This window comes from Neisseria sp. 74A18, from assembly GCF_001308005.1.
Lineage (GTDB): Bacteria > Pseudomonadota > Gammaproteobacteria > Burkholderiales > Neisseriaceae > Neisseria > Neisseria dumasiana.
On the sequence record NZ_LGZA01000006.1, the window covers coordinates 12,481 to 34,548 of the forward strand.

At 50.3% G+C, this 22,068-nt stretch carries 24 protein-coding genes and 1 riboswitch; of the genes, 7 read left to right on the forward strand and 17 right to left on the reverse strand.

Annotated elements, in window-relative coordinates:
* Window positions 1–17: 17 nt before the first annotated feature.
* Window positions 18–836: a PmeII family type II restriction endonuclease gene (locus AKG43_RS03330; RefSeq protein ID WP_231718098.1), complete on the reverse strand. Its 819-nt coding sequence runs from the start codon at window positions 834–836 to the stop codon at window positions 18–20.
* 45 nt (window positions 837–881) lie between these two features.
* On the reverse strand, window positions 882–2,279 hold the full coding sequence (gene hrpA, locus AKG43_RS03335; RefSeq protein WP_082402959.1) for an ATP-dependent RNA helicase HrpA: 1,398 nt from the start codon (window positions 2,277–2,279) through the stop codon (window positions 882–884).
* 137 nt (window positions 2,280–2,416) lie between these two features.
* Here hrpA and AKG43_RS03340 point away from each other — a divergent pair, with 137 nt between their 5' ends.
* Entirely contained in the window at window positions 2,417–3,475 is a 1,059-nt protein-coding gene (locus tag AKG43_RS03340; RefSeq protein ID WP_231718099.1) for a hypothetical protein, read from the forward strand.
* A gap of 330 nt (window positions 3,476–3,805) precedes the next feature.
* Here AKG43_RS03340 and rpsO read toward each other — a convergent pair whose 3' ends face one another.
* The 6 genes from rpsO to AKG43_RS03365 form a co-directional block, all read right to left on the reverse strand.
* A complete protein-coding gene (gene rpsO, locus AKG43_RS03345; RefSeq protein ID WP_054599164.1) occupies window positions 3,806–4,075 on the reverse strand; it encodes a 30S ribosomal protein S15 in 270 nt (89 codons plus the stop codon).
* Between the two features lie 232 nt (window positions 4,076–4,307).
* The gene (locus tag AKG43_RS03350; RefSeq protein ID WP_054599224.1) at window positions 4,308–5,549 is read right to left on the reverse strand and encodes an aromatic amino acid transporter; all 1,242 of its coding nucleotides are present in this window, start codon (window positions 5,547–5,549) and stop codon (window positions 4,308–4,310) included.
* A 214-nt stretch (window positions 5,550–5,763) separates the two neighbouring features.
* Window positions 5,764–6,147, reverse strand: coding sequence for a hypothetical protein (locus tag AKG43_RS03355; RefSeq protein ID WP_054599165.1), 384 nt, complete (start codon window positions 6,145–6,147; stop codon window positions 5,764–5,766).
* Window positions 6,144–6,317 carry a lipoprotein signal peptidase gene (locus tag AKG43_RS13145; protein ID WP_082402960.1) on the reverse strand — a complete coding sequence of 58 codons (174 nt, stop codon included), beginning with the start codon at window positions 6,315–6,317 and terminating at the stop codon, window positions 6,144–6,146. Before AKG43_RS13145 ends, AKG43_RS03355 begins: the two co-directional genes overlap by 4 nt.
* A 267-nt stretch (window positions 6,318–6,584) precedes the next feature.
* Window positions 6,585–7,202: a Smr/MutS family protein gene (locus AKG43_RS03360; RefSeq protein WP_054599166.1), complete on the reverse strand. Its 618-nt coding sequence runs from the start codon at window positions 7,200–7,202 to the stop codon at window positions 6,585–6,587.
* A 97-nt stretch (window positions 7,203–7,299) separates the two neighbouring features.
* Window positions 7,300–8,043: an SDR family NAD(P)-dependent oxidoreductase gene (locus AKG43_RS03365; RefSeq protein WP_054599225.1), complete on the reverse strand. Its 744-nt coding sequence runs from the start codon at window positions 8,041–8,043 to the stop codon at window positions 7,300–7,302.
* Between the two features lie 202 nt (window positions 8,044–8,245).
* Here AKG43_RS03365 and AKG43_RS03370 point away from each other — a divergent pair, with 202 nt between their 5' ends.
* Window positions 8,246–8,659 carry a hypothetical protein gene (locus tag AKG43_RS03370; RefSeq protein WP_054599167.1) on the forward strand — a complete coding sequence of 138 codons (414 nt, stop codon included), beginning with the start codon at window positions 8,246–8,248 and terminating at the stop codon, window positions 8,657–8,659.
* A gap of 84 nt (window positions 8,660–8,743) precedes the next feature.
* Here the strand turns inward: AKG43_RS03370 and AKG43_RS03375 are convergent, their stop codons facing one another.
* Window positions 8,744–9,814, reverse strand: a complete 1,071-nt coding sequence (locus tag AKG43_RS03375) for an AI-2E family transporter (protein ID WP_054599168.1) — start codon at window positions 9,812–9,814, stop codon at window positions 8,744–8,746.
* A 278-nt stretch (window positions 9,815–10,092) separates the two neighbouring features.
* Here AKG43_RS03375 and dcd point away from each other — a divergent pair, with 278 nt between their 5' ends.
* Window positions 10,093–10,659, forward strand: a complete 567-nt coding sequence (gene dcd, locus AKG43_RS03380; protein WP_054599169.1) for a dCTP deaminase — start codon at window positions 10,093–10,095, stop codon at window positions 10,657–10,659.
* Between the two features lie 76 nt (window positions 10,660–10,735).
* On the opposite strand, the gene AKG43_RS03385 is transcribed toward dcd, so the two are convergent.
* A complete protein-coding gene (locus AKG43_RS03385; protein ID WP_054599170.1) occupies window positions 10,736–10,936 on the reverse strand; it encodes a hypothetical protein in 201 nt (66 codons plus the stop codon).
* A 736-nt stretch (window positions 10,937–11,672) separates the two neighbouring features.
* On the opposite strand from AKG43_RS03385, the gene AKG43_RS12100 reads away from it, so the two are divergent.
* Entirely contained in the window at window positions 11,673–11,804 is a 132-nt protein-coding gene (locus AKG43_RS12100; protein WP_082402961.1) for a DUF3149 domain-containing protein, read from the forward strand.
* Between the two features lie 325 nt (window positions 11,805–12,129).
* Here AKG43_RS12100 and mpl read toward each other — a convergent pair whose 3' ends face one another.
* Window positions 12,130–13,509, reverse strand: a complete 1,380-nt coding sequence (mpl, locus tag AKG43_RS03395; protein WP_054599226.1) for a UDP-N-acetylmuramate:L-alanyl-gamma-D-glutamyl-meso-diaminopimelate ligase — start codon at window positions 13,507–13,509, stop codon at window positions 12,130–12,132.
* A gap of 388 nt (window positions 13,510–13,897) precedes the next feature.
* Between mpl and AKG43_RS03400 the strand changes: the two genes are divergently transcribed.
* Both AKG43_RS03400 and AKG43_RS12110 read left to right on the forward strand, forming a co-directional pair.
* Window positions 13,898–15,478 carry a sodium-dependent transporter gene (locus tag AKG43_RS03400; RefSeq protein WP_054599172.1) on the forward strand — a complete coding sequence of 527 codons (1,581 nt, stop codon included), beginning with the start codon at window positions 13,898–13,900 and terminating at the stop codon, window positions 15,476–15,478.
* Window positions 15,475–15,567, forward strand: a complete 93-nt coding sequence (locus tag AKG43_RS12110) for a methionine/alanine import family NSS transporter small subunit (protein WP_082402962.1) — start codon at window positions 15,475–15,477, stop codon at window positions 15,565–15,567. The genes AKG43_RS03400 and AKG43_RS12110 overlap by 4 nt, the downstream gene beginning before the upstream one ends.
* A gap of 108 nt (window positions 15,568–15,675) precedes the next feature.
* Here the strand turns inward: AKG43_RS12110 and dut are convergent, their stop codons facing one another.
* From dut to gcvT, 6 genes are all read right to left on the reverse strand, one after another.
* Window positions 15,676–16,128, reverse strand: coding sequence for a dUTP diphosphatase (dut, locus tag AKG43_RS03405; RefSeq protein WP_054599227.1), 453 nt, complete (start codon window positions 16,126–16,128; stop codon window positions 15,676–15,678).
* A gap of 118 nt (window positions 16,129–16,246) precedes the next feature.
* On the reverse strand, window positions 16,247–16,630 hold the full coding sequence (gene gcvH, locus AKG43_RS03410; RefSeq protein WP_054599173.1) for a glycine cleavage system protein GcvH: 384 nt from the start codon (window positions 16,628–16,630) through the stop codon (window positions 16,247–16,249).
* Between the two features lie 105 nt (window positions 16,631–16,735).
* Window positions 16,736–16,861: a hypothetical protein gene (locus AKG43_RS13520; protein WP_004285715.1), complete on the reverse strand. Its 126-nt coding sequence runs from the start codon at window positions 16,859–16,861 to the stop codon at window positions 16,736–16,738.
* Between the two features lie 192 nt (window positions 16,862–17,053).
* Window positions 17,054–18,496: an aldehyde dehydrogenase gene (aldA, locus tag AKG43_RS03415; protein ID WP_054599174.1), complete on the reverse strand. Its 1,443-nt coding sequence runs from the start codon at window positions 18,494–18,496 to the stop codon at window positions 17,054–17,056.
* A gap of 295 nt (window positions 18,497–18,791) precedes the next feature.
* A complete protein-coding gene (locus AKG43_RS03420) occupies window positions 18,792–19,184 on the reverse strand; it encodes a hypothetical protein (RefSeq protein ID WP_054599175.1) in 393 nt (130 codons plus the stop codon).
* Window positions 19,185–19,695: 511 nt separating this feature from the next.
* On the reverse strand, window positions 19,696–20,796 hold the full coding sequence (gene gcvT / locus AKG43_RS03425) for a glycine cleavage system aminomethyltransferase GcvT (RefSeq protein WP_054599176.1): 1,101 nt from the start codon (window positions 20,794–20,796) through the stop codon (window positions 19,696–19,698).
* A 176-nt stretch (window positions 20,797–20,972) separates the two neighbouring features.
* Window positions 20,973–21,070: riboswitch (glycine riboswitch) on the reverse strand.
* A gap of 445 nt (window positions 21,071–21,515) precedes the next feature.
* Between gcvT and AKG43_RS03430 the strand changes: the two genes are divergently transcribed.
* Window positions 21,516–21,998: an Lrp/AsnC family transcriptional regulator gene (locus AKG43_RS03430; RefSeq protein ID WP_054599177.1), complete on the forward strand. Its 483-nt coding sequence runs from the start codon at window positions 21,516–21,518 to the stop codon at window positions 21,996–21,998.
* Window positions 21,999–22,068 lie beyond the last annotated feature (70 nt).

A 22,068-nucleotide genomic window follows, 5' to 3' on the forward strand; every position in this document is an offset into this window, starting at 1 on the left:
ACCCAAGCAGTCAAACATTACTCATGGTTACTCAATTTTTTTATCATTTCGCTGGCTGAAAGCGTTTGGACGATACGGTCGAAATCCTTACTAAAATCCGCTTCTACTGCAACAGAGCCGATTGCATTGATTAATTCATGATAAAAACCCTCATCGCCTGTCAGCCTGTGCCATAAATCTTTACCGACCACAACATCGTAATCGTATTGCTCGGTAATGCGACGATAATGCCCGCTCAAGTCTTCCGGTTCCCCATACAGAACGCCGACTATCATATCGTCGTTGGGAATTTTCAGGTTATTGGTTCGTGACAGATTACGTACCGATTTGAAATGGCCGGCAATGGTTTCCACATCGTCGGCATTGATGGTGTTCGGCCCTGCTTTAAGCTGGCAATATTTTCTGCGCCCGTCAGTTTGGTCGGTAAATTCGATGTCCATGCCACTGGCGGTGCTGCCGACGGCATTTTGAATGGCGGAAATAAAGCCCTGCATATTTTGCCCAAACGACGTATTGATGGATGTTCCCAAAACACGGGGAAAAAGCAGGGCTTTGGCAATGCTTTCGGGACTGGAATTACCCGTCAGGAAATTGGCGAGATAAACCGTTAAAAATGGGTTGATATTGAATTGCTTAGGGTCGGTCAGCTTTTCTGTATTTTTGATATGGTTTTGCGCAATACGGTCACGAAACCATTGTTTGGACGCATCCAATATTTTTTGCTTTTGTTCTTTATTCAATGACATGGCAATTTCCTTTTGCAACTTGTTCAAAATAAAAAGGGTTATTTTACTTGTCGGTATGCGGATGCACGCAGCAAATGCAGCTTTATCCATAATCCGAAAAAAGTGTGATATCCCATTATGAAAGCTGGAACCTTTTCAGACGGCCTCCTCCACCGCCCCCAATTCCAACAACACCTGAAACCCGTCATTAATATAACGCTGATCCGGTGCTTCGAGGAACGGAAACGCCGCCACATCACCGAGTTTCAATGCGGCCATACGCAGAATGACGGCGGCCAGATTGCTGCGGATGATTTCGGGGTCGGTAAAGGCGGGGCGCTCGTTGAAATCGTCTTCGCTGTACAGGCGCACGGCTACGCCGGCGGATACGCGGCCGCAGCGGCCGGAACGTTGGAGCGCGGCGGCTTGGGAGATTTTTTCCACATGAAGCTGCTCCACTTTGGCGCGCGCGGAATAGCGTTTGACCCGTGCTAAGCCGGTGTCGATCACATATTTGATGCCCGGCACGGTGAGCGAGGTTTCGGCCACATTGGTCGCCAGCACGATGCGCCGTTTGCTGCCGCTGGGGTGGAAAATTTTGTGCTGTTCGGCGTTCGACAAGCGGGCAAACAGCGGCAGGATTTCGTCATCACGGCGCAGCGGAGATTTGCGCAGGGCTTCGGCGGCCTCGCGGATTTCGCGCTCGCCGGGCAGGAACACCAGAATGTCGCCGTCGCCCAGCCGCGCCAGTTCGTCGGCGGCATCGACAATCGCGTCGGTCAGCTCGATTTCCGCTTCGTCTTCATCTTGCGAATGCAGCGGGCGGTAGAGAATGTCGACGAGGAAGGTGCGCCCGCTCACTTCCAGCACGGGCGCGTTGTTGAAATGTTTGGAAAAGCGCTCGGCATCAATGGTGGCCGAGGTGATGATGACTTTCAAATCGTGGCGACGCGGCAGCAGCTGTTTCAGGTAGCCGAGCAGAAAATCGATGTTGAGGCTGCGTTCGTGCGCTTCGTCGATAATAATCGTGTCGTAGGCGGTGAGGAAGCGGTCGGTTTGCGTTTCGGCGAGCAGAATACCGTCGGTCATCAGCTTCACATAGGCATCGCGCGAGGTGTTGTCGTTGAAACGCACTTTGTAGCCGACGGTTTGGCCGATGTTGCTGCCCAATTCTTCGGCAATCCGCTCCGCCACCGAACGCGCCGCCAAGCGCCGCGGCTGCGTGTGTCCGATCAAGCCCGCCGCACCGCGCCCGAGCTCCAAGCAGATTTTCGGAAGCTGGGTGGTTTTGCCCGAACCGGTTTCGCCGCAAATAATGGTGACTTGGTTGTTTTGAATGGCGGTTTTGATGTCATTCAAACGCTCGTGTACCGGCAGCGTGCCGTCATACTGCGGCTTGGGCAGCGCGGCTTGGCGTTTTAAAAATGCGTCGTGCGATTTTCGGTATTTTTTCTGCACTGCTTCGATACCGCCGAAGCGTTTGGGGTTTTTGAAGGCGTTTTGCAGGAAATGGCGGTCGCGGGAAAGCGTTTGGGTGAAGTCGGGCTGCTGCATAGTGTGTGTAAAAAATCAAATAAAACAAAGGCAGTAATTATAACAGAAGGCCGTCTGAAACTTTTAACCGGCCTTATGGTAAATGCGGTGTAAATTTAGTATGCTAGCGCGTGTATATAACGAAGGAGAAACAGACCATGAGCACTATCCGCCGCTTTTCTCTCGGCCTGCTGGCCGGTGCAGCATCTTTCGCCGCTTGGGCTGATCACACACCGGTCGAAGAGCCGGTTTCGGCAGAAGCGCAAGCCGTCTCGGAACAGCAGCCGGTTTATGTGCCGGTTACCCGCCCCTCCTCTGCCGAAGAGCAGGAACAACACAATACTTGGGTAGACAGAAGGCATAAAGATATCCGCAGCACTCTGAGCGGCTGGGCGCATAATATGGACGACTGGTTCGGCGACCCCGACCCCGACAACCCCGCTACCGCCAACCTGCGCCTGATTGTTGATACCTCATGGAACAAACACGACGATTTTTCCGTGAAGCCCCGCGTTCGCGGCAAAGTGAAGCTGCCCGTGCTGCAAAAACGCTTGAACGTGGTATTCGGTGACGATTCGTTGGACAGCGAACCGCAGCAAACCGGCCATCTGTACGACGAAACCGTTCAAAACCGCCAAAAAACCTTCAGCAAAACCGAAACTCGTGAGAGCAACTCTTCGCTGGCCTTGCGTTGGTCGGATATCCACAAACACACCGGCATAGACACCGATGCCGATATCGGTATCCGCTCCGGTGACGATTTATATGTACGTTTGAAAGGCAGTAAAGATTGGGATTTGGGCAACGATTTCAGCACCCGCGTCGAACAGATTTACCGCTACGGCCTCAAAAGCGAACACCACACCCGCACCACTTGGGATGTGCGCCACGGCAAAGCCGGCAAACCTTTTATCGCCAACCACTTGAATATCGAATACAACCATAAAGACCAAGACGAACATTGGACATGGGGCAACAGCCTCTACCGCCAACACAATTTTCCCAATCACAAACGTCTGAACTACGGTATCTACACGAGCGGCGACATCAAAAACAAAAAGGTAAAACTCAACAGCTACGGCCCGTTTGCAGGCTGGCGGCAACCGGTTTGGCGCGAATGGCTGTTTGTGCAACCTGAAATCAATTATCTCAACAACCGCAAAGAAAACCGCAAACACCATATCGGCGCATTGCTGAGGGTGGAGGCTTTATTTTAACGAAACCTTCTCGGGCTGAATTCGGATACGGGCTTTAAATCGACTTACCATCATTTAAAGCCCGGAATCTTTTGCGTGATTTAAGATAAAAATCGTGAGAGAACCTTAAAAAGCTTAATGCCGTCTGAAAGTTATAGTCAATCAACTTAATTTACTACGGCATTGCTGCGCCTTAGCTCAATAAGTTGATTCACATAGACTGTGCGGGTTTCGCCAAAACGCTTTCAGACGGCCTGAGCGGCTTTTCGTAGATATGCTTTGGCTTTGCAGCATTCAGCCGCGCATAAAAAAACGCCGCTTGATATAAGCGGCGTTTGAACATATAAAAGATTATTTACGCAAGCCCAAACGGGTAATCAGATTACGGTAAGTGTCGGGCTTGGTGCGACGCAAGTAAGACAACAGGCGGCGGCGTTGGCTAACCATTTTCAACAGGCCGCGGCGGCTGTGGTGATCTTTGGGGTTGGCTTTGAAGTGAGGGGTCAAATCGTTGATACGGAAAGTCAACAATGCAACTTGTACTTCAGAAGAGCCGGTATCGCCTTCTTTGCGTTGGAAATCTTTAACGATTTCGGCTTTTTGTTCTACGCTTAATGCCATGATGGATAAACTCCGAATAAATAAGTAAGAACCTTTCGGTTCGGACAAGTTTGCCAAGCCTAAACCCGTGCAAACTCCTTAAACCCGTGTAAACGGACAGGCAATTATGCCACAACGCACTGCATTTTGCACGGTTTATCAAACGGTGCCTTGCCATATGTTGCCGATTTTGCCCGCTTGACGGTTTTTCAGACGGCCTCGGCCTGCGTTCCATTCATCCGCAAAAGAAAGCTCAGCCTTTAAATACCGGCACGGCTTCCCATTCGTGCAATATTTTGGCGGCGATATTAATCACGCCGAAAGCAAATACCCACACAATCAGCCACATGCCGCCGTAAACACGGTAGCCTTTGTTTTCTGTGAATTTTTTGCGCGAGCGGTAAAGCAGCATCGAAGGAATCAAGGCCGTCCAAACCGTAGCCGCCAAGCCGACATATCCGATAACTTTTACAAAACCGGTAGGAAACAGCAAACAGCACACCAAAGGCGGCAAAAACGTGAGTGCCGCTGTTTTCGTGCGGCCTGCCGTGCTGTTGTCCCATTTGAACATATCGGCCAAATAGTCGAACAAACCCAATGTTACGCCCAAGAAGGAAGTAGCAATCGCCATATAGGCAAAAAACGACAATACTGCGGCCATGCTGCCCGTGGGCACAAACTTAGACAAAGTTTCAATCAACACCGAAACCTGCCCGTTCACTTCGATCACCGGCCCGAATGCGCTGCGCGGCAGGTTGCCTTGAATGGCCAACTGCCACAGGATGTAGATCACCAAGGCCATCAGCGTACCCCAAAACAAGGCGCGCGCAACTCTGGGGGCATCGCCGTTAAAGTATTTCAACAGACTCGATACGTTGCCGTGGAAACCGAACGATGCCAAACACACCGGCAAAGCGGCGGCAACGTAAATCCAATATTGCGTACCGGGTGCGGCATCGGTATCGAACAGCACCGGCAGCTGCACACTGCCGATTAAGCCGCCGGTAGCCCAGAAAAAGGCGATTACCATACCGGCAATCAAAATACTGGTCAGCCGGTCCACCCAGCGGGTCGATGCCCACACGCAAAACGCCAACACAAAGAAAAACAGCAGCTGCCCCGCAGGCAAGCCTACCTGCCCTTTCAGCAGGCTGCTCAAGCCTTTGGCGGTTAAATCGCCGCCTACGAAAATATAGGCGTAAGTGAGCAGATAAAGCACAAACGCCACGGCAAATCCGTTTACCGCATTCCAACCTTTGCCGAGCAAGTCTTTCACCATCGTATCGAAACTGGCACCGTGCGGGTAATGGGTATTCACTTCCAGCAACATCAAACCGCTCGACAACATAGAAAACCATGTATAAAACAACACCAGCAGCGAGCCGGTAAACCAGATACCCGACGTAGCGGTTGGATTGGCCAGCATACCCGCCCCAATCACCGTACCCGCAATAATCAATGCTCCGCCTACCAGCGACGGATTTTTAGCAGACATATTCATTCCCTTTGTTGCAACCATACGGGCGGGCCTTATCCGTGCCCGACACCTTTAACATGAAATAATATAAACAAAAAATATAAAGCCCCCCGTGCTTTCGCAGCAAACGGCGGGCGGATATTATGCCTGATTGCAGGCTTTCTGACCTACACTTATCCGCTTCGTCAGGATAAAAAATTCAGACGGCTCCGAGAAGCCGTCTGAATTACGCTTACCAGCAATAATAGCAATACCGCCGGAAGGGGTAATAAAAACCGTCCCAATCGTGGTAATAACGCGCTCTTTCGAGTTCTTGGCGAGCAATATAGTTTTGCCAAGCCAATTTGTAGCAGGCCTGAAACATCGGATCGGACACTTTATCTATGTAGCGCAAACGAAACGCTTTTTGCTCTTTTTCGCTGCGGGGCGGCGAATCGAATTGTTGGCGCATCAACTCTGCGGTTTCTTTGTCGCATTGGGAAGCCAGCGATACCTGTAAATCCTGTTCGTATTTTTTCTGTGCAGCGTCCCTTGCGGCCCGCTGTTCGGGAGTAATGGCACATGCCGCCAGCAATAATGCGGCAGACAATAACGGGGCCGTCTGAAAAATCCTCATAACACGCTCCTTCGGCAAACAGAAAAGATGGGGTAAGACCTTTGCAAAACCCTCAGATGTGGATGCAGTTCAAGGCGTAGCAGCACAGCGAGTGCAGACATATCATACAGATAGGCAAACGAGCAAACAGCGCACAACGCAGAAATGCGCCGCAGATGGGGGTTTTGCAAAGGTCTCGGGGTGCGTACCCGCACCGGGTGTACCGCCGCAATGCCTTCTGACGATACGCCCTAGCACACAGTCCGCTTCATGTTTAAATGTACGCCTTTTTCTGCCACATTGCACGCGGTTTACCTATTTTATTGAGCAGAAACAATATCCGATATGAAATTTCATGCCGACGATTGCTAACTATAACGTGTTATTAAGGCCGTCTGAAAACCGGCCCGAACAGGTTTTCAGACGGCCGGATACTTTTGCAAACAGCAGCTGCCTGTTTATTCGGCATCCCATGCTTTATTGCGTTTCAGCAAAATCCGCACCGCGCCGTCGTTGCCTTTGTGCGGTTCCACATAGGCCAACACATCGGGATGGGCCATCAGCCAACGGCGCACCAGCGTTTTCAACACAGGCTTGTAGCCTGAAGACCCCAAGCCGCTGCCGTGTACGATTTCGCCGCACACGCCGCGCTTTTTGGTAAATTCGATAAACTCGTTCAATACTTCCTGCGCCTGCTCTTGGGTGTAGCCGTGCAAATCCACATCGGCCACCACCGGCCAATGGCCGCTTTGCAAACGGCGGATGTCGTTTTTGCCTTGGCCGTTTTTGCTGAACGATGCGGGCGGCTCGTCAAACCCGCCGTCGCCCACATAAAAATAATCTTCCGCCGCCAATGCCGCTTCATCGGTTTTACGCGGTTTGATGGGGCTTTTGTCGCGCGGGGGAGCATAGCGGTTGCTGTTTTTCAGCGGCACGACTCCGCCCATTTCTTTGACAAAGTCCACCTCTTCGGCAGCCTGTTTGCGCGCCTTTGCTTCGGCTTCTTCCCGCTCTCGGGCTTCTTGTTTGGCTTGTTTGCCCAACGCTTTGAGCGCGGCTTGAAAATCGTTGTTCATGGGTTCGGCCTTCGATGGAGTCTTTCAGACGGCCTGATAGGGGCAGGCCGTCTGAAAATGGTTTGTGCTGTATTCAATGTCTTTAAGCAGATTTAGTTCAGTTACCTTTATGCCCTGCATAACGGCGCACATCGTCTATAACTTCTTTGCCGAAATCGGCAGATGCAATCATGGCGGCAATACGGGCGGCGGTATCGGCGGGGCTGCTCAAACCGCCCTGCTCTTTCAGGTCGAGAAAACGCTGCCGCATCGGGAAAGCACCGTCATGCGAAGCACGGATTTCGGCCTGCATCGGCGTATCCACCACGCCGGGCGCAATAGAAGCGATGTAAACTCCGGCATGCTGTTCGGCGGCGATACAGCGGGCATGGTGGTCGAGCGCGGCTTTGCTTGCGCCATACACGCTCCAGCCGGGATAGGCATTGCGCCCCGCCCCGCTGCTGATGTGGACGATTTTCAACACGCTGCGCTCAGGCTTGCAGGCGATCAGATGGTTGGTCAGCAGCAACGGTGCGGCAATGTTTAACGATACGGCGGTGGAAATTTCACCGGCACTCTGCATACCCGCCACGGCATTCGGAGCAACGGCGGCGGCATTGTTGATTAAAATGATTTCGCGCACGCCCGCCGAAAAATCATCTAACAGGCCGTCTGAAAGCAAAGCAGCCAATGCTTCTGCCCGGCTTAAATCCACACTGTGCTGCAACAGATTTTCAGACGGCCCCAAAGCTGCCTGCCGTCGCGACAAACCCAATATGCGGCAGCCTGCCGACAGATAATGTTCGGCCAACGCCAACCCTAAGCCGCTGCTGTGCCCGCTGATGATGACTCCGGTATCCATAAATGCTCCGCCGCTGAATGATTCTGAACAGGCTCCGATGCCGCCGAACGGCACCGGCGTCTTTATTTTAGCGGCTTTTCCAAGCACCCGAAACCCGCGTTTCCGCAGCCTGCCGTATCCAGCGCTTTTATTTTGCGGTATATTAAACGCCTGTTTTCAGACGGCCTAACGCTATTTAGCCGCAACATAAAGGAATTTCCGCATGTTCAAACGCCCCGAAGAATTGATCTTAGCCACACTTGCCGCCCTGTGGGTTGTACTCACTTACCTGATTTCCAATTATTTCGGTGCGCCGATGCAGACCAAACTGCTGATCAGCGCGCTTACGTTAATTTGTTCGGTGGTGTGCTTCGTATTATGGCAGCGCAATTTGAGCCGCAACATTTGGCCGTTTTTCCTCGGCCTGCTCACCGCCTGTTGGTGGCCGTATCTCGACTGGGTTGCCGTACGCGATATTCTCGTTTCAGGCGGCACGATTTCGGCCGACACCATCGTGATTGCCCAACCGTGGTATGCCACTTGGACATTCAAATGGATTATCGCCCTCGCCCCCGTGCTGCTGGGCTATGCAGTGAAATGGAAACTCCGCAACGGCAGGCAAAAAACCATTGATTAACCGTTCATTTCACAATCATCCGTCCATATAACAAAGGCCGTCTGAAAAACTTTTTCAGACGGCCTTTCATATCGGCATTACCCTTTACTTATGCTTGTAAAACAAACTCTTGAAATAAACATCCGCTCCTTCGCGCAGCAACACCAACGTTACCGCCGCCAACGGCAAGCCGATCAACATGCCCACGAAACCCATCAACTGGCCGAACGCCATCAACGAGAAAATCACCCAGAAAGGCGACAAACCGATGCGGTCGCCCACGATTTTCGGCGTGATGAAGAAGCTCTCCAAAAACTGGCCGACACCGAACACCGCCCACACCATCAACAAACCCTGCCACGAACCGAATTGCAGCAAAGCCGCCAACGTTGCCAACAGCAGGCCGGTAAATGCGCCCAAATACGGCACAAACACCAAAATGCCGGCGATCATACCGATGGCGAAACCCGAATCCAGCCCCGTGAGCATCAAGCTCACGCCGTAAATCACGCCCATAATCAGCATGACCAACAGCTGACCGCGCAAAAACTCGCCCAATACCTTGTCCATATTGCCCGCAATGCGCGTGTAAGTATCAATAAAGCGTCTGGGAATCAAAGCCTTGATCCCGTGCGACCACCGCTGCCAATCGAGCAGAAAATAATACAGCAGAAACGGCAGCAGCATCAGGTTGGTCAACCCCACCGCCACATTGCTGCTTTGTCGCATCAAGGTCGGCGCAAGTCGGCGCAAGGCATTGTTCAACTCGCCCGTATGCGATTGAATCCACAGCGTAATACTCTGCACATCAATAGTTGCATGCTTGCCGGCCAGCTTATCGAGCCAAGGCAGCAGTTTGCCCTGAACAAAATGAATAATCTGCGGCACACGGTCGATCATATTGTTAAACTGGCTGATCAGCATCGGCACGATAATCAGCATCAACGCCAGCAGCAGCATCAACGCGAAAACCATCACCATCATCGAAGCCGGGCCGCGTTTTACACCTTTGTTACGCAGCTTTTCCACCAGCGGATTCAAAATATACGCCAACACCGCTGCAACAATAAACGGCGTCAGAATATTTCCGAGTGCATACAGCAACCACACCAGCAGCAGCAACACCACCGTCATCACAATCCACGGCTTCGCGCCGCGCGCTTTTTTATGATACATAGTTTTTCCTGTGTGTAATCAAACGCATCTCTTAGCCGATGCGCGCAAAACGGTGTGAAGCATACCAGTTTCAACCGCATTGCGCATCAGGCTTCCGACAAACGGAACCGAGCATATCCGCAAACGCCTGCGGCAGAAACCGCCCCGAGCCGGCGCAACCGAAAACGGGATAAAGCTGTATAATCGGCGCGAGGTAACTTATAATCCCAGCCTCAATCGGCCTTCATGAACAAAGATTGAATTTCTACTGCAACCACCCGCTTATCAAAAGGAAAAACATGAGCATCAAATCGGACAAATGGATACGCCGTATGAGCGAGCAACACGGAATGATTGAGCCGTTTGAGCCGAATCAGATTAAAGAAATCAACGGTAAAAAAATCATTTCCTACGGCACTTCAAGCTACGGTTACGATATCCGTTGCGCCAATGAATTTAAAATTTTTACCAACATCAACAGCACGATTGTCGATCCCAAAAATTTCGATCCGCGCAATTTTGTAACGGTTGAAGACGACTACTGCATCATCCCGCCCAACTCTTTCGCACTGGCACGCACGGTCGAATATTTCCGCATCCCGCGTAACGTGCTGACGGTATGCCTGGGCAAATCGACTTATGCCCGCTGCGGCATCATCGTGAACGTAACGCCGTTCGAGCCTGAATGGGAAGGCTATGTTACGCTGGAATTTTCCAATACCACCCCGCTGCCGGCCAAAATTTACGCGGGAGAAGGCGTGGCTCAGGTATTGTTTTTTGAAAGCGACGAAGTGTGCGAAACCTCTTATAAAGACCGCAACGGCAAATATATGGGGCAAACAGGCGTTACCTTGCCCAAAACCTGAAGCAGCAACCCGATACCCTTATGCAAAACGATGCCGTCTGAAACGTTTCAGACGGCATCGTGATTTTCATTGCGGCTTATGATTTGGAATCGGGGTAAAACAGCGAAGATTTGTTTTTTTCAAACTCTTTCTGCTTTTCAGGGTTTTTGAATTTCACTTCAAACAGATTTTCACGGCTGAACGTATGTTTGATTTTCTGCTTGACCTCAGGGCTTTCCTGAACGTAGTAAAGGCCGCCCAATAACGCCGCCGCTGCAACAAAAACGGTAATACGCATGATTCCCTCCTTTTTCGATTCTTTTTTGGAGCAACTTTTCATCTTTAAAAAAGGATAAATCGGATGCCGTATTCCCAAGCAAATATCACTCAAACGGTTGCATATCTCACCGAGCGGAAAACAATCAACTTAAGTAATCACTTTGATTATAAATAATTTTTATCTGCCAAAAATCTTATATTCTTCTCTTAAACCTGCTGTTCTGTGAGCAAGCACAGCTTTTTTACCGCTCGATAAAGCCCTAACACGTTTCATATTTTAGGCCGTCTGAAAACCTACTGAATCTTTTTTGCCGAAACAAGTTCGGTAAATATCATCACCTATTTTCACGTTAACCGCCTGCTTCCGCTCGGCCAAATCGTCTATCCGCACGCAGATGGTTCGGGCGGCAAAGCTTCATAATTAATGTCTGTTTTTATTATTATTTTATAAATGCCTCGTTTAAGACAGAAACACCCCCGCATATTGTGCAAACCCGACACGAACACGCATTCTGCCGCCCACTCTTTGACACAACGCGCGAAAATTTCAGCACCCGCCATCGGGTTTCAAACAAGTCGGCCGCCTATGGCGTATCGGCAACAGGCAAAATGAAAAAACCTAACCCTGCCCGTATTTCGCGCTTTTCCATGCCCGATACCTCAACTTTGAGAAAAGTTGACCTGAATCAAATCCAAATAATTATTTTTATCTATAATGTGTTTCAAATCTAATAACAAATATTACCGGGAACATTATGGAACTACTCAAAGAATTATTTGAATCGCCTGTGGGCATTATGTCGCTGCTGACGATTCTTTTTGTGATTGTGATTGCAACGGTTTTATTCTTCTGGGTGAAAAAACAAGCGGACAAACCCGGAAACTGATTTTTTTCATCTCTTTCCTCTTGATGTGTGTGTGTTTGGGTGTGGCGGTCTGCCACCCCTTTTTTTTGCCGATGCCTTTTCAAAACTCTTGTTTTTCAGCCAAACCAAGCCGAACAATCAAAAAACATCAGGCTGAGGCCTTTGCAAAACCCTCAGATGTGGATGCAGTTCAAGTAGCAGCACAACGAGTGCAGACATATCATATAGATAGGCAAACGAGCGAGCAGCGCACAACGCAGAAATGCGCCGCAGATGGGGGTTTTACAAAGGTCTCAGGCCGTCTGAACAGTCAGAACGGCCTGATGTTTTTAAAGCTGCCCTAAGGCTATTTTTCCAATTCCGAAAGCAGTTTCTCATGAATACCGCCGAAACCGCCGTTACTCATAACCAACACATGGTCGCCGCTTTGCGCCTGCCTTACAATTTCCGCCACAAATGAATCAAAATCCTTGCCGACGTAAAGCTTGCTGCCGAGCGGAGCGAGTGCGGCGGCAACATCCCAATCCAACCCGCCTGCATAGCAAAACACTTGATCGGCTTCACGCAGGCTTTCCGGCAACGCTTCTTTCATGGTGCCGAGTTTCATGGTATTCGAACGCGGCTCCAATACGGCCAAAATCCGCCGGCTGCCGATTTTCTGCCGCAAACCGGCAACGGTTGTGGCGATGGCGGTGGGGTGATGGGCAAAATCATCATAAACCGTTACGCCGTTTGCCACACCTTTGGTTTCCATGCGCCGCTTCACGTTTTTAAACTGCCCCAATGCTTCGCAGGCCGTCTGAATGTCCACGCCGGCATGTCTCGCGGCGGCAATAACGGCCAAAGCGTTCATGCGGTTGTGTTCTCCTATGATTTGCCAAGCAACATGTCCTGCTTTTCGGCCTTCGAACCAAACGTCAAACGAGCCGTCTGCCTCTACATTGCCGATCTGCCAACCGCTTTCTCCGCCGAAATATTCCACGGGTGTCCAGCAGCCTTTGTTCAAAGTATCGCGCAAGCTCTGTTCGGTGCCGTTGCAAGCGATCAGCCCTTCAGACGGCACGGTACGCACAAGATGATGGAATTGGGTTTGAATCGCGGCCAAATCGGCAAAAATATCGGCGTGATCGAATTCTAAGTTGTTGAGAATACAGGTGCGCGGGCGGTAGTGGACAAACTTGGAGCGTTTGTCGAAAAAGGCCGTGTCGTATTCGTCGGCTTCAACCACAAAAAACGGAGACTTACTGTTCGGATCTTGACGCGGAGATTGCGGCAGGCGGGCGGACACGCTGAAATTTTGAGGCACGCCGCCAATGAGAAAGCCCGGAGCAAGCCCTGCATATTCCAACACCCAAGCCAGCATGGATGCCGTGGTGGTTTTACCGTGCGTTCCCGCCACAGCCAGCACCCAGTGCCGGTGCAATACATTTTCGGCCAACCACTGCGGGCCGGAAATATACGGCAGGCCGCGGTTCAATACCGCTTCTACCACTTCCATGCCCCTTTTGGCTACGTTGCCGATCACATACACATCGGCTTGAAAGGTATCAAGCTGTTCGGCATCGAAGCCTTCGTGCACATCGATACCGAGTGCTTCGAGTTGGGTGCTCATCGGCGGATACATCTTGGCATCGCATCCGGTTACTTTGAATCCTGCTTCTTTGGCAATCGCCGCCACGCCGCCCATAAAGGTTCCGCCGATACCGATAATGTGTATGTGTTTCATATGATAAGTGGTCTTAACAAAAAAGCTTATTATATCGTGAATCGCTGCCAAGCCGATATATGCGCCAAACAGGAAAGGCAGGTAAGAGCCGCTGTTTTTGTTGCCGATACCTGTCAGTTTCAGACGGCCATGTTTTAAATGCCGGCGATATTCTGCCAATAGCCGCCAAACGGTCGAAAAAACATTTATTCGCACCGCATCTGTTTATTTGCCCTGAAAACACACCGCAAATTTAAATTTTTCTCGCACAACTTTACATAAATCAGTATGATACCGTACATGGCGGTTTTTTTACCGACTGCAAACAACCTGCTTCGGTGCGTTTAGAGCCATCCTTTTTCAAGCCGGCTTCTTTTCAAACGCCCGCGAAGCAGCCGTGCCGGAATAAATGTTTCATCAAACATCCGGCGTAAAACATACTTTAAATTATTCACGAGGTACGATTGTGTCTGATTCAAATCAATCCAAGCGCGAAACCTTCTCAAGCCGGCGGGCGTTTATGTTTGCCGCCATCGGTTCGGCGGTCGGTTTGGGCAATATCTGGCGTTTCCCTTACGTTACTTACGAAAACGGCGGCGGTGCATTTATCGTGCCTTATTTGGTTGCATTGCTGACTGCGGGCATCCCCCTGCTGTTTTTAGATTACGCTTTGGGCCACCGCAACCGCGGTTCCGCACCTTTGGCCTTCCGCCGCGTTAACAAGGCTTTCGAGCCTTTCGGCTGGTGGAACGTACTTACCAACGTAATCATCTGTATTTATTACGCGGTGATCATCGGCTGGGCGGCCAGCTATACCTATTACTCGCTTATCGGCGCATGGGGTTCCGACCCGCAGGCATTCTTTTTTAAAGACTATCTTCAAATGGCCGACGGCGTATCGTTAGGTTTGGATTTTGTCGCCAAAGTTGCCGGGCCGCTGGTGGGCGTTTGGATTTTTACCCTGCTGATTTTGGCCTTGGGCGTACAAAAAGGCGTGGCCCGCTCTTCCAGCTTCTTCATGCCTTTATTGGTGGTGATGTTTTTGATTATGGTGGGAATTTCCCTCACTTTGCCGGGCGCGGAAAAAGGCTTGAACGCGCTGTTTACGCCTGATTGGTCCAAATTGTCCGAACCCGGAGTGTGGGTTGCCGCATACGGCCAGATTTTCTTCTCGCTCTCTATCTGTTTCGGCATCATGATTACTTATTCGTCTTACCTGAAAAAGAAATCTGACCTGACCGGCACCGGTTTGGTAGTGGGTTTTGCCAACAGCAGCTTTGAAGTATTGGCCGGCATCGGCGTATTCGCCGCTCTCGGCTTTATGGCGGCCGCCAACGGCAAAGAAGTGAGCGAAGTTGCCTCTTCGGGCATCGGCTTGGCATTCATCGCTTTTCCGGCCATCATCAACCAAGCCCCTTTCGGCGCTTTAATCGGATTGCTCTTTTTCGGCTCGTTGGTGTTTGCAGGCATCACTTCGATGATCTCTATTGTAGAAGTGATTATTGCGGCCATTCAAGACAAAATGAAACTGGGGCGGGTAACGGCAACATTTACCGTGTGTATTCCCATGATGATCATTTCCACCCTGCTCTTCGGCACCACCACGGGCTTGCCGGTGCTGGATGTGATGGATAAATTCGTTAATACTTACGGCATCGTGGCAGCAGGTTTCTTATATGTCTTGGCCATTGCCGCCAGCAAAAACCTGCCGGTTTTACGCCGACACATCAACGCCGTTTCTTCTTTCAAAGTCGGCCCGATTTGGTATGCCTGCATCGGCATTACCATCGTTATACTGGGTTACATGCTGTTTAAAGACACTTCCGCTCTACTGGAGAAAAACTACGAAGGCTATCCCGACTGGTTCTTAAACATCTTCGGTTGGGGCATGTCGCTGGCTTTGGTTGTATTGGCTTTGGTTTTGTCGGCAATGCCTTGGAGAAAAGAAGAAGCCTTCAATCCTGATGCAGAAAAAGGAGATCAAGAATGAGCAGCACCGCAATCATGATGCTTATCATCACACTGGTTATCATTTGGGGCGGATTCCTAGTATCCATCATCCGCCTGCCTAAAGAATAAAACAAAATAACCATCTGAAAAGCCGGAGGCCGTCTGAAAATTTCAGACGGCCTCATAGCAACAAATATAGTTAATCAACACATTTTTAATACAAGGCAGAAAACTTGTTCAAGCCTTGCCCGTGCTGCCGAAACCGCCTTCTCCGCGCTCGCTTGCGGCAAATTCTTCTACCACTTTAAACGAAGCCTGAACCACGGGCACAATCACCATTTGGGCAATCCGCTCAAACGGTTGAATCACAAATGCTTCTTTACTGCGGTTCCAAACCGATACTTTTAATTCGCCTTGGTAATCCGAATCAATCAAACCGACCAAATTGCCCAGCACAACGCCGTGCTTATGCCCCAAGCCTGAACGGGGCAACAATACCGCAGCATAATCGGGATTGCCCAAATGAACGGCCAGCCCCGTCGGCACAAGAAACGTCTCGCCCGGTTGCAGCTCCACGGCCTCGTCGAGGCAGGCACGCAAATCCAAACCGGCCGAACCGGGTGTAGCGTAAGCAGGCAGCTTGTCGGCCATCTTGGGGTTTAAAATCTTCAATTCCACTTCTGTTTGCATCACATATCCGTTATCAGGGTTAAAGCCGCTCATTATACACAAAGGCCGTCTGAATTTTTTCAGACGGCCTTAAAGCCTTAGAAAATCGGTTGAGCCGATTCGGGCAACAAATAACCGTTTAGCCGATTTCGGCACCGTATTGTTCGGCAGTCAGCAAACCGTCCAAATCGGCAGCATTGGCCGGTTTGATTTTGAAGAACCAACCTGCGCCGTAAGGCTCGCTGTTTGCCGTTTCGGGCGCATCAACCAAAGCTTCGTTGATTTCCACCACTTCACCGGCAATCGGCGCGTAAACGTCGGAAGCCGCTTTTACGGATTCCACCACACCGGCCTGCTCTTCGGCAGCCAGATTCGCACCCACTTCGGGCAGCTCTACAAATACGATGTCGCCCAACAACTCTTGCGCGTGTTCGGTAATGCCCACGGTTACGGTGCCGTCGGCTTCCAAACGCAGCCATTCGTGGCTGGACACATATTTCAATTCAGCGGGGATATTGCTCATGGTTTGTTCTCCATAGGTTTCAAAATTAACACTGCCGTTAGTCAATTAACACATTTTTAAGGCAGCAAGGCGCAGCAACGCCGTAGTAAAAGTTAAGTTGATTGGCTATTTCTCGCATTGCTTGGTGGTTTCATTATAGCTGCCGCCTTGATCCAAGCAAGCGTCTTTCGCATCGCAGCCTGCTAAGGCCAGCGACGACAAAACAGCAGCCAAAAATAATATCTTACGCATTGTGTGAATCCTCTTGTGTTCGGCCTTATGGTCAGCCTGTTTGAAAATACCGTTTGATCTTTTTCAGACGGCCTCTTGGTTTAAAGGCCGTCTGAAAACGCAGGATTATAGCTGTTTATCTGCTATATCGAACTTGATTTACAAACCGTTTCCATCATGCCCATGCCGTTTTACGAAGATTCGGCACAAGCATCAAATATTGGTTTCCAAATAAACCATCTGCGTTTGCAGATACTCTTCCAAACCGTGTTTGCCGTCGGCACCGCCGATACCCGATTTTTTCCAACCGGCATGGAAACCCTGCATAGCCTCGAAGTTTTCGCGGTTGATGTAGGTTTCGCCGAATTGCAGGCGGCGGGTTACGTAGAAGGCTTCGTTCAGATTGGTGGTGTACACCGAGCTGGTAAGGCCGAATTCGCAATCGTTCGCCAACGAAACGGCTTCGTCCAGCGTTTCAAAAGTCGCAATCGGCAGCACGGGGCCGAAGGTTTCTTCTTTCATAATGTCCATGCTGTTATCGACATCGGTCAACACGGTCGGCTCGAAGAAATAGCCTTTACCCTCGGCGCGTTTACCGCCGCACACCAGCGTCGCACCTTGCGAAACGGCGCGCTGCACTTTTTCCGCCACTTCCTTCACCGCGCGCTCTTCAATCAGCGGACCCATTTCCAACGCACCTTCAGCCGCTTCGGCAGGATTGCCGAAACGCACCGCTTTCATGGCGGCGGTCATCTTCTCGATAAATGGGTCTTTAATGCTCTTATGCACATACACGCGTTCGGCGCAGTTACAGATTTGGCCGGTATTGCCCACGCGCGAAGCCACTATCGACTTCACCGCCAAATCCAAATCGGCATCTTTCAACACCAGCGCAGGCGCTTTGCCGCCCAATTCCAGCGACACCTTGGTGATGTTTGCCGAAGCCGCTTCCATCACTTGGCGGCCGGCTTCCACCGAACCGGTAAGGCTCACCATCGCCACTTGCGGATGTGATGCCAACGAATTGCCGATTTCCGCGCCCGGGCCGTTCACCACGTTAAACACGCCCGCAGGCAGGCCGACGCTGTGTACGATTTCAGCAAAAATATGGCAGTTGATCGGCGTAACGCTGCTGGGCTTAACCACAATCGTATTGCCCGTAACCAGCGCAGGCCCCATTTTGCGGGCAATCAGGAAAAACGGGAAATTCCACGGCAAAATACCGCCGATCACGCCCAACGGACGCTTAAACAGGAAAATATTTTCTTTCGGACGGTCGCTCTGAATAATCTCGCCCTCATAACGGCGCGCCCATTCCGCCTGATAATCCAGATAATCGGCGGTAAACATCACTTCGATACGCGCCAAATCTTTGGTTTTGCCGCCTTCGGCCACAATCGTATCCGTCAACTCGTCGGCACGCTCGCGGATGCCCGCCGCAATTTTACGCAGATACGCACTGCGCTCCACCGCCGGCACGCGTTCCCACGCAGGCTGCGCCGCATACGCTGCCGCCACCGCTTTTTCCACATCCGCACGGCTGCCCTTCGGCTCCTGCGCAATCACCACCTCGGTAGCCGGGTTCAACACATCGCGGTAGCTGCCTGCAAAATCAGACACAAACGCACCGTTGATATACATTGCCAATTGTTTCATGCTGTTACTCCTTTTTCCTTTGTAGTGTCGGATAAATTTTACGGGTATGTGTGGTTTGGGTGTAAAGCGGAAACGGCTCTTTTGCTTGTCAATCTTTTTCTTATAAAGTGATTCAAGCTATTTTCAGACGGCATCGTAGAAACAGATAGATATAGGTTTCGTTAAGAGGCCGTCTGAAAATTTAGTGTTGGTAAAACAATTCTGCTTGCCTCGCGTAGGGTGTGCGGCTCAAACCGCGCACGCGTTCTCAACCATTCCCAACCAACGCGTGCGTGCTGGTGGCACGCACCTTGCTTTACTTACTATCCCCAGCCTCAATACCCGATTTGACTAGCCATGCAGTGACTAGATATGAAAAAAATAAGTTGGGAGGAATACGAATGACATTCGCTCCTAAAAGCTGATTTAAGTTTTCACTGAACGTGATAAAAAAGGCGGGAATGCCAAAACATACTCCGAGCCAAAATATCAATAACAAGTCTTGTCCCCAACTACTCTCTTCGCTAGTTAGCCATTTTTTCGTATGAAAACTTAACCAAGGCAAGCCTGAACCAACATATGCACCAACAAGCATAGTATTCACTGATTCCGGTATTGCAATTTTCCTCCAGACGACTATACAACAGCAGCAAATTATGCAAATCGGAATCACATATTGTAGAAAATTAATGATAATTTTTTTGCTCATCTTAATAATCTTTCCTAAATGATGATGGCAAAAATTTTACTTGTTTTTTTCCTTGCGTCAATAGTTATAATAACAGCAGCAACCAAAAAACCCACAAAAAAATCAACAACTAATAACAGGGAAAATATATAAAATTGCTAAAAAGACAGTTAATAGCGGCGTTTTCGGATTTTTTATAGAAACGCGATTTCAAGGAAATGTCAAAATCATATATATGTAAAATTTTGTAAACTTTATTTTTGAAAAACTAAAACAACAACAGCTAGAAAAGACAGCTCTATCACACTTAATTCGGATAAGCCATGATCTTTAATGAATAAAAAACGACTTGCCATTTCAGATGGCTTTTTTATTTGTATATTAAAAAGAAACATTATAGGCAATTGCCACATATGCCTTATTGATGTATCTACCTGCCTCAGCTGGTCCAAAATAAATTAAGCACCTTCAAAAAATCTGAATCACTTTTCGTTTCAGACGGCCTCTCCATACTCAAGGCCGTCTGAAAACCTCAATCAAACTGCTTCTGCCCATTCCGTACAAAAGGCAGTTTCAACACGCGCACGTCCACTTCTTTGCCGCGAATCACCACTTTGGCCGTGTCGCCTTCAAACGCTTTGGGCACGCGGGCGATGGCGATGGATTGTTTCAGGCTGGGGGAAAACACGCCGCTGGTGGTGATGCCTTTGCCTTGTTCGGTAACGACTTCCATACCTTCGCGCAATACGCCGCCTTTGGCCAGCAGCAGGCCGACTTGTTTCACGTCCACGCCTTTTTCTTTGAGGGCGACGAGGGCGGTTTTGCCGATGAAGTCGCGGTTTTCGTCTTTCAAATCCACCGTCCAGCCCATGCCGGCTTGCAGGGGGCTGGTTTCGTCGTTCATGTCGTGGCCGTAGAGGTTCATGCCGGCTTCCATGCGCAGGGTGTCGCGTGCGCCGAGGCCGCAGGGTTGTACGCCGGCTTCGCGCAGGGAGGTGAAGAAGGCGGTGGCTTCGGTGCCGGGCAGAATCACTTCTACACCGTCTTCGCCGGTGTAGCCGGTGCGGGCGACAAACCAGTCGTTGCCTAAATCTGCACCTTGGAAGGGCTTGAGTGCGTTCACGGTTTCGGCCCATTCGGGTTTGACGGCAAGCAGTTTTTCAACGGCTTTGGGGCCTTGCACGGCGAGCATGGCGAGGTCGTAGCGGGGGGTGATTTCGATGCCGAACGCTTCGCCGACTTTGGCAAATTGTGCCAAGTCTTTTTCGCGGGTGGCGGCGTTAGATACGATGCGGTATTGGGTTTCGGCTTCATTGGTGCGGTAAACGATCAGGTCGTCCATCACGCCGCCGTTGTCGTTGAGCATGGCGGAATAGAGGGCTTTGCCGACAAACGAGAGTTTGGCTACGTCGTTGGCAAGCAGTTTTTGCAACCATTGCTTGGCTTGGCTGCCTTTGATGTCGGAAACGAGCATATGGGATACGTCGAACATGCCTGCGTCGGTGCGCACGGCTTCGTGTTCTTGGATTTGCGAGCCGTAGTTGACGGGCAGCTCCCAGCCGGCAAAATCAACAAGTTTGCCGCCTGCGTCTTTATGGGCTTGATTGAACGGGGTGGTTTTGAGGGTAGTCATTGCTCTGGTTCTCCATAGGTTAAGGGCTGCGATGCTTTTCACGCGCCCCTATCTGTCCTTGAACCTGAGATTTTCGGCAACAGGCCGTCTGAATCGAATGCCTGCGTGTTCGCCCGAATATTTTCAGACGGCCTTCTCCCCTTCGGTGGGCGCAGCCGCGCCGCTCTCCAGATGATTTGACGAATGCAGTCCTTTTGCCTGAGCGATTTAAGGGTGTCTGCGCCTTCGGCGGCTTGCCGTGTAATACGGTGTCGCGCTCTCCTGCATTGCGCCTGATTATGGCGGGATTTTCGGTTGCGGGCAAGTTTCGTTTATTTATAAGGTAAAGGTTTTGAACCGGCTGCGGATACGCCGGGTAAAAACGGCGAAAACGCCCGCATGCTCAGACGGATTGTAACCTTTGCAAAATCCTTGATGTGGACGTGGTTCAAAGCGTAGCAACGCACAACGCACAAATGCATCGCAGACAGGGGTTTTGCAAAGGTCTCGGATTGCGTGCAACGCCCGCAAACGGCCTACCCAAACTCCCGAGCAGCAGAGAAAATTAAAAATACTGAAAAAATACAAAACAATATGAAGCTGAAAACTGTGTTTATTATCACATAATATTTTAAAAAAATATGTTTTTTAGACTATTGTGCGTTAAGTTAAATTATTTTATATTAAGCTTGCAGTCGGAATATAAACCAAACCAAAACCATAAGAAAAAGGGCAAGAAAATGGCACAAATCACTCTGGATAAAACCGATTTAAAAATCTTGCAGGTATTACAAGAAAACGGCCGCCTGACCAATGTGGAGCTTTCCGAGCGGGTGGCATTGTCGCCCTCTCCGTGTCTGCGCCGTTTGAAGCAGCTCGAAGATGCCGGCATCATCCGCCAATATGCGGCATTGCTCTCGCCGGTGGCGGTCAAACTGGGGTTGCAGGCGTTTATCCGCGTTTCTATCGATAAAGCGGTGGAGGCGCGTGACGATTTCTCTTCTGCCGTTCAAAACTGGCCGGAAGTGTTAAGCTGCTTTGCGTTAACGGGAGAAACCGATTATCTGCTTCATGCGTTTTTTACCGATATGAACGCGTTTTCGCATTTTGTGTTGGATACCCTTTTATCGCACCCCGGCGTGCAGGACGCGAAATCCAGTTTCGTATTGAAAGAAATTAAAAACACCACCGCCCTACCTTTGGGGCATTTGCATCAAGATTAAGACAACCAACGCCATAAAGGCCGTCTGAACCGTTCAGACGGCCTTACTTGTATCTGTACAACACCACCTT

Excerpts from the sequence above, each read along its gene's own strand:
- dcd (WP_054599169.1), top strand. The coding sequence starts at position 10,093 with ATGAGCATCAAATCGGACAAATGGATACGCCGTATGAGCGAGCAACAC.
- AKG43_RS12100 (WP_082402961.1), top strand. The coding sequence starts at position 11,673 with ATGGAACTACTCAAAGAATTATTTGAATCGCCTGTGGGCATTATGTCG.
- AKG43_RS03355 (WP_054599165.1), bottom strand. The coding sequence starts at position 6,147 with ATGAGGATTTTTCAGACGGCCCCGTTATTGTCTGCCGCATTATTGCTG.
- mpl (WP_054599226.1), bottom strand. The coding sequence starts at position 13,509 with ATGAAACACATACACATTATCGGTATCGGCGGAACCTTTATGGGCGGC.
- aldA (WP_054599174.1), bottom strand. The coding sequence starts at position 18,496 with ATGAAACAATTGGCAATGTATATCAACGGTGCGTTTGTGTCTGATTTT.
- rpsO (WP_054599164.1), bottom strand. The coding sequence starts at position 4,075 with ATGGCATTAAGCGTAGAACAAAAAGCCGAAATCGTTAAAGATTTCCAA.
- AKG43_RS03340 (WP_231718099.1), top strand. The coding sequence starts at position 2,417 with ATGAGCACTATCCGCCGCTTTTCTCTCGGCCTGCTGGCCGGTGCAGCA.
- AKG43_RS03350 (WP_054599224.1), bottom strand. The coding sequence starts at position 5,549 with ATGTCTGCTAAAAATCCGTCGCTGGTAGGCGGAGCATTGATTATTGCG.
- AKG43_RS03375 (WP_054599168.1), bottom strand. The coding sequence starts at position 9,814 with ATGTATCATAAAAAAGCGCGCGGCGCGAAGCCGTGGATTGTGATGACG.
- AKG43_RS03420 (WP_054599175.1), bottom strand. The coding sequence starts at position 19,184 with ATGAGCAAAAAAATTATCATTAATTTTCTACAATATGTGATTCCGATT.
- AKG43_RS03360 (WP_054599166.1), bottom strand. The coding sequence starts at position 7,202 with ATGAACAACGATTTTCAAGCCGCGCTCAAAGCGTTGGGCAAACAAGCC.
- AKG43_RS12110 (WP_082402962.1), top strand. The coding sequence starts at position 15,475 with ATGAGCAGCACCGCAATCATGATGCTTATCATCACACTGGTTATCATT.
- AKG43_RS03365 (WP_054599225.1), bottom strand. The coding sequence starts at position 8,043 with ATGGATACCGGAGTCATCATCAGCGGGCACAGCAGCGGCTTAGGGTTG.
- hrpA (WP_082402959.1), bottom strand. The coding sequence starts at position 2,279 with ATGCAGCAGCCCGACTTCACCCAAACGCTTTCCCGCGACCGCCATTTC.
- AKG43_RS03330 (WP_231718098.1), bottom strand. The coding sequence starts at position 836 with ATGGATAAAGCTGCATTTGCTGCGTGCATCCGCATACCGACAAGTAAA.
- AKG43_RS03400 (WP_054599172.1), top strand. The coding sequence starts at position 13,898 with ATGTTTCATCAAACATCCGGCGTAAAACATACTTTAAATTATTCACGA.
- AKG43_RS03430 (WP_054599177.1), top strand. The coding sequence starts at position 21,516 with ATGGCACAAATCACTCTGGATAAAACCGATTTAAAAATCTTGCAGGTA.
- gcvH (WP_054599173.1), bottom strand. The coding sequence starts at position 16,630 with ATGAGCAATATCCCCGCTGAATTGAAATATGTGTCCAGCCACGAATGG.
- gcvT (WP_054599176.1), bottom strand. The coding sequence starts at position 20,796 with ATGACTACCCTCAAAACCACCCCGTTCAATCAAGCCCATAAAGACGCA.
- dut (WP_054599227.1), bottom strand. The coding sequence starts at position 16,128 with ATGCAAACAGAAGTGGAATTGAAGATTTTAAACCCCAAGATGGCCGAC.
- AKG43_RS13520 (WP_004285715.1), bottom strand. The coding sequence starts at position 16,861 with ATGCGTAAGATATTATTTTTGGCTGCTGTTTTGTCGTCGCTGGCCTTA.
- AKG43_RS03370 (WP_054599167.1), top strand. The coding sequence starts at position 8,246 with ATGTTCAAACGCCCCGAAGAATTGATCTTAGCCACACTTGCCGCCCTG.
- AKG43_RS03385 (WP_054599170.1), bottom strand. The coding sequence starts at position 10,936 with ATGCGTATTACCGTTTTTGTTGCAGCGGCGGCGTTATTGGGCGGCCTT.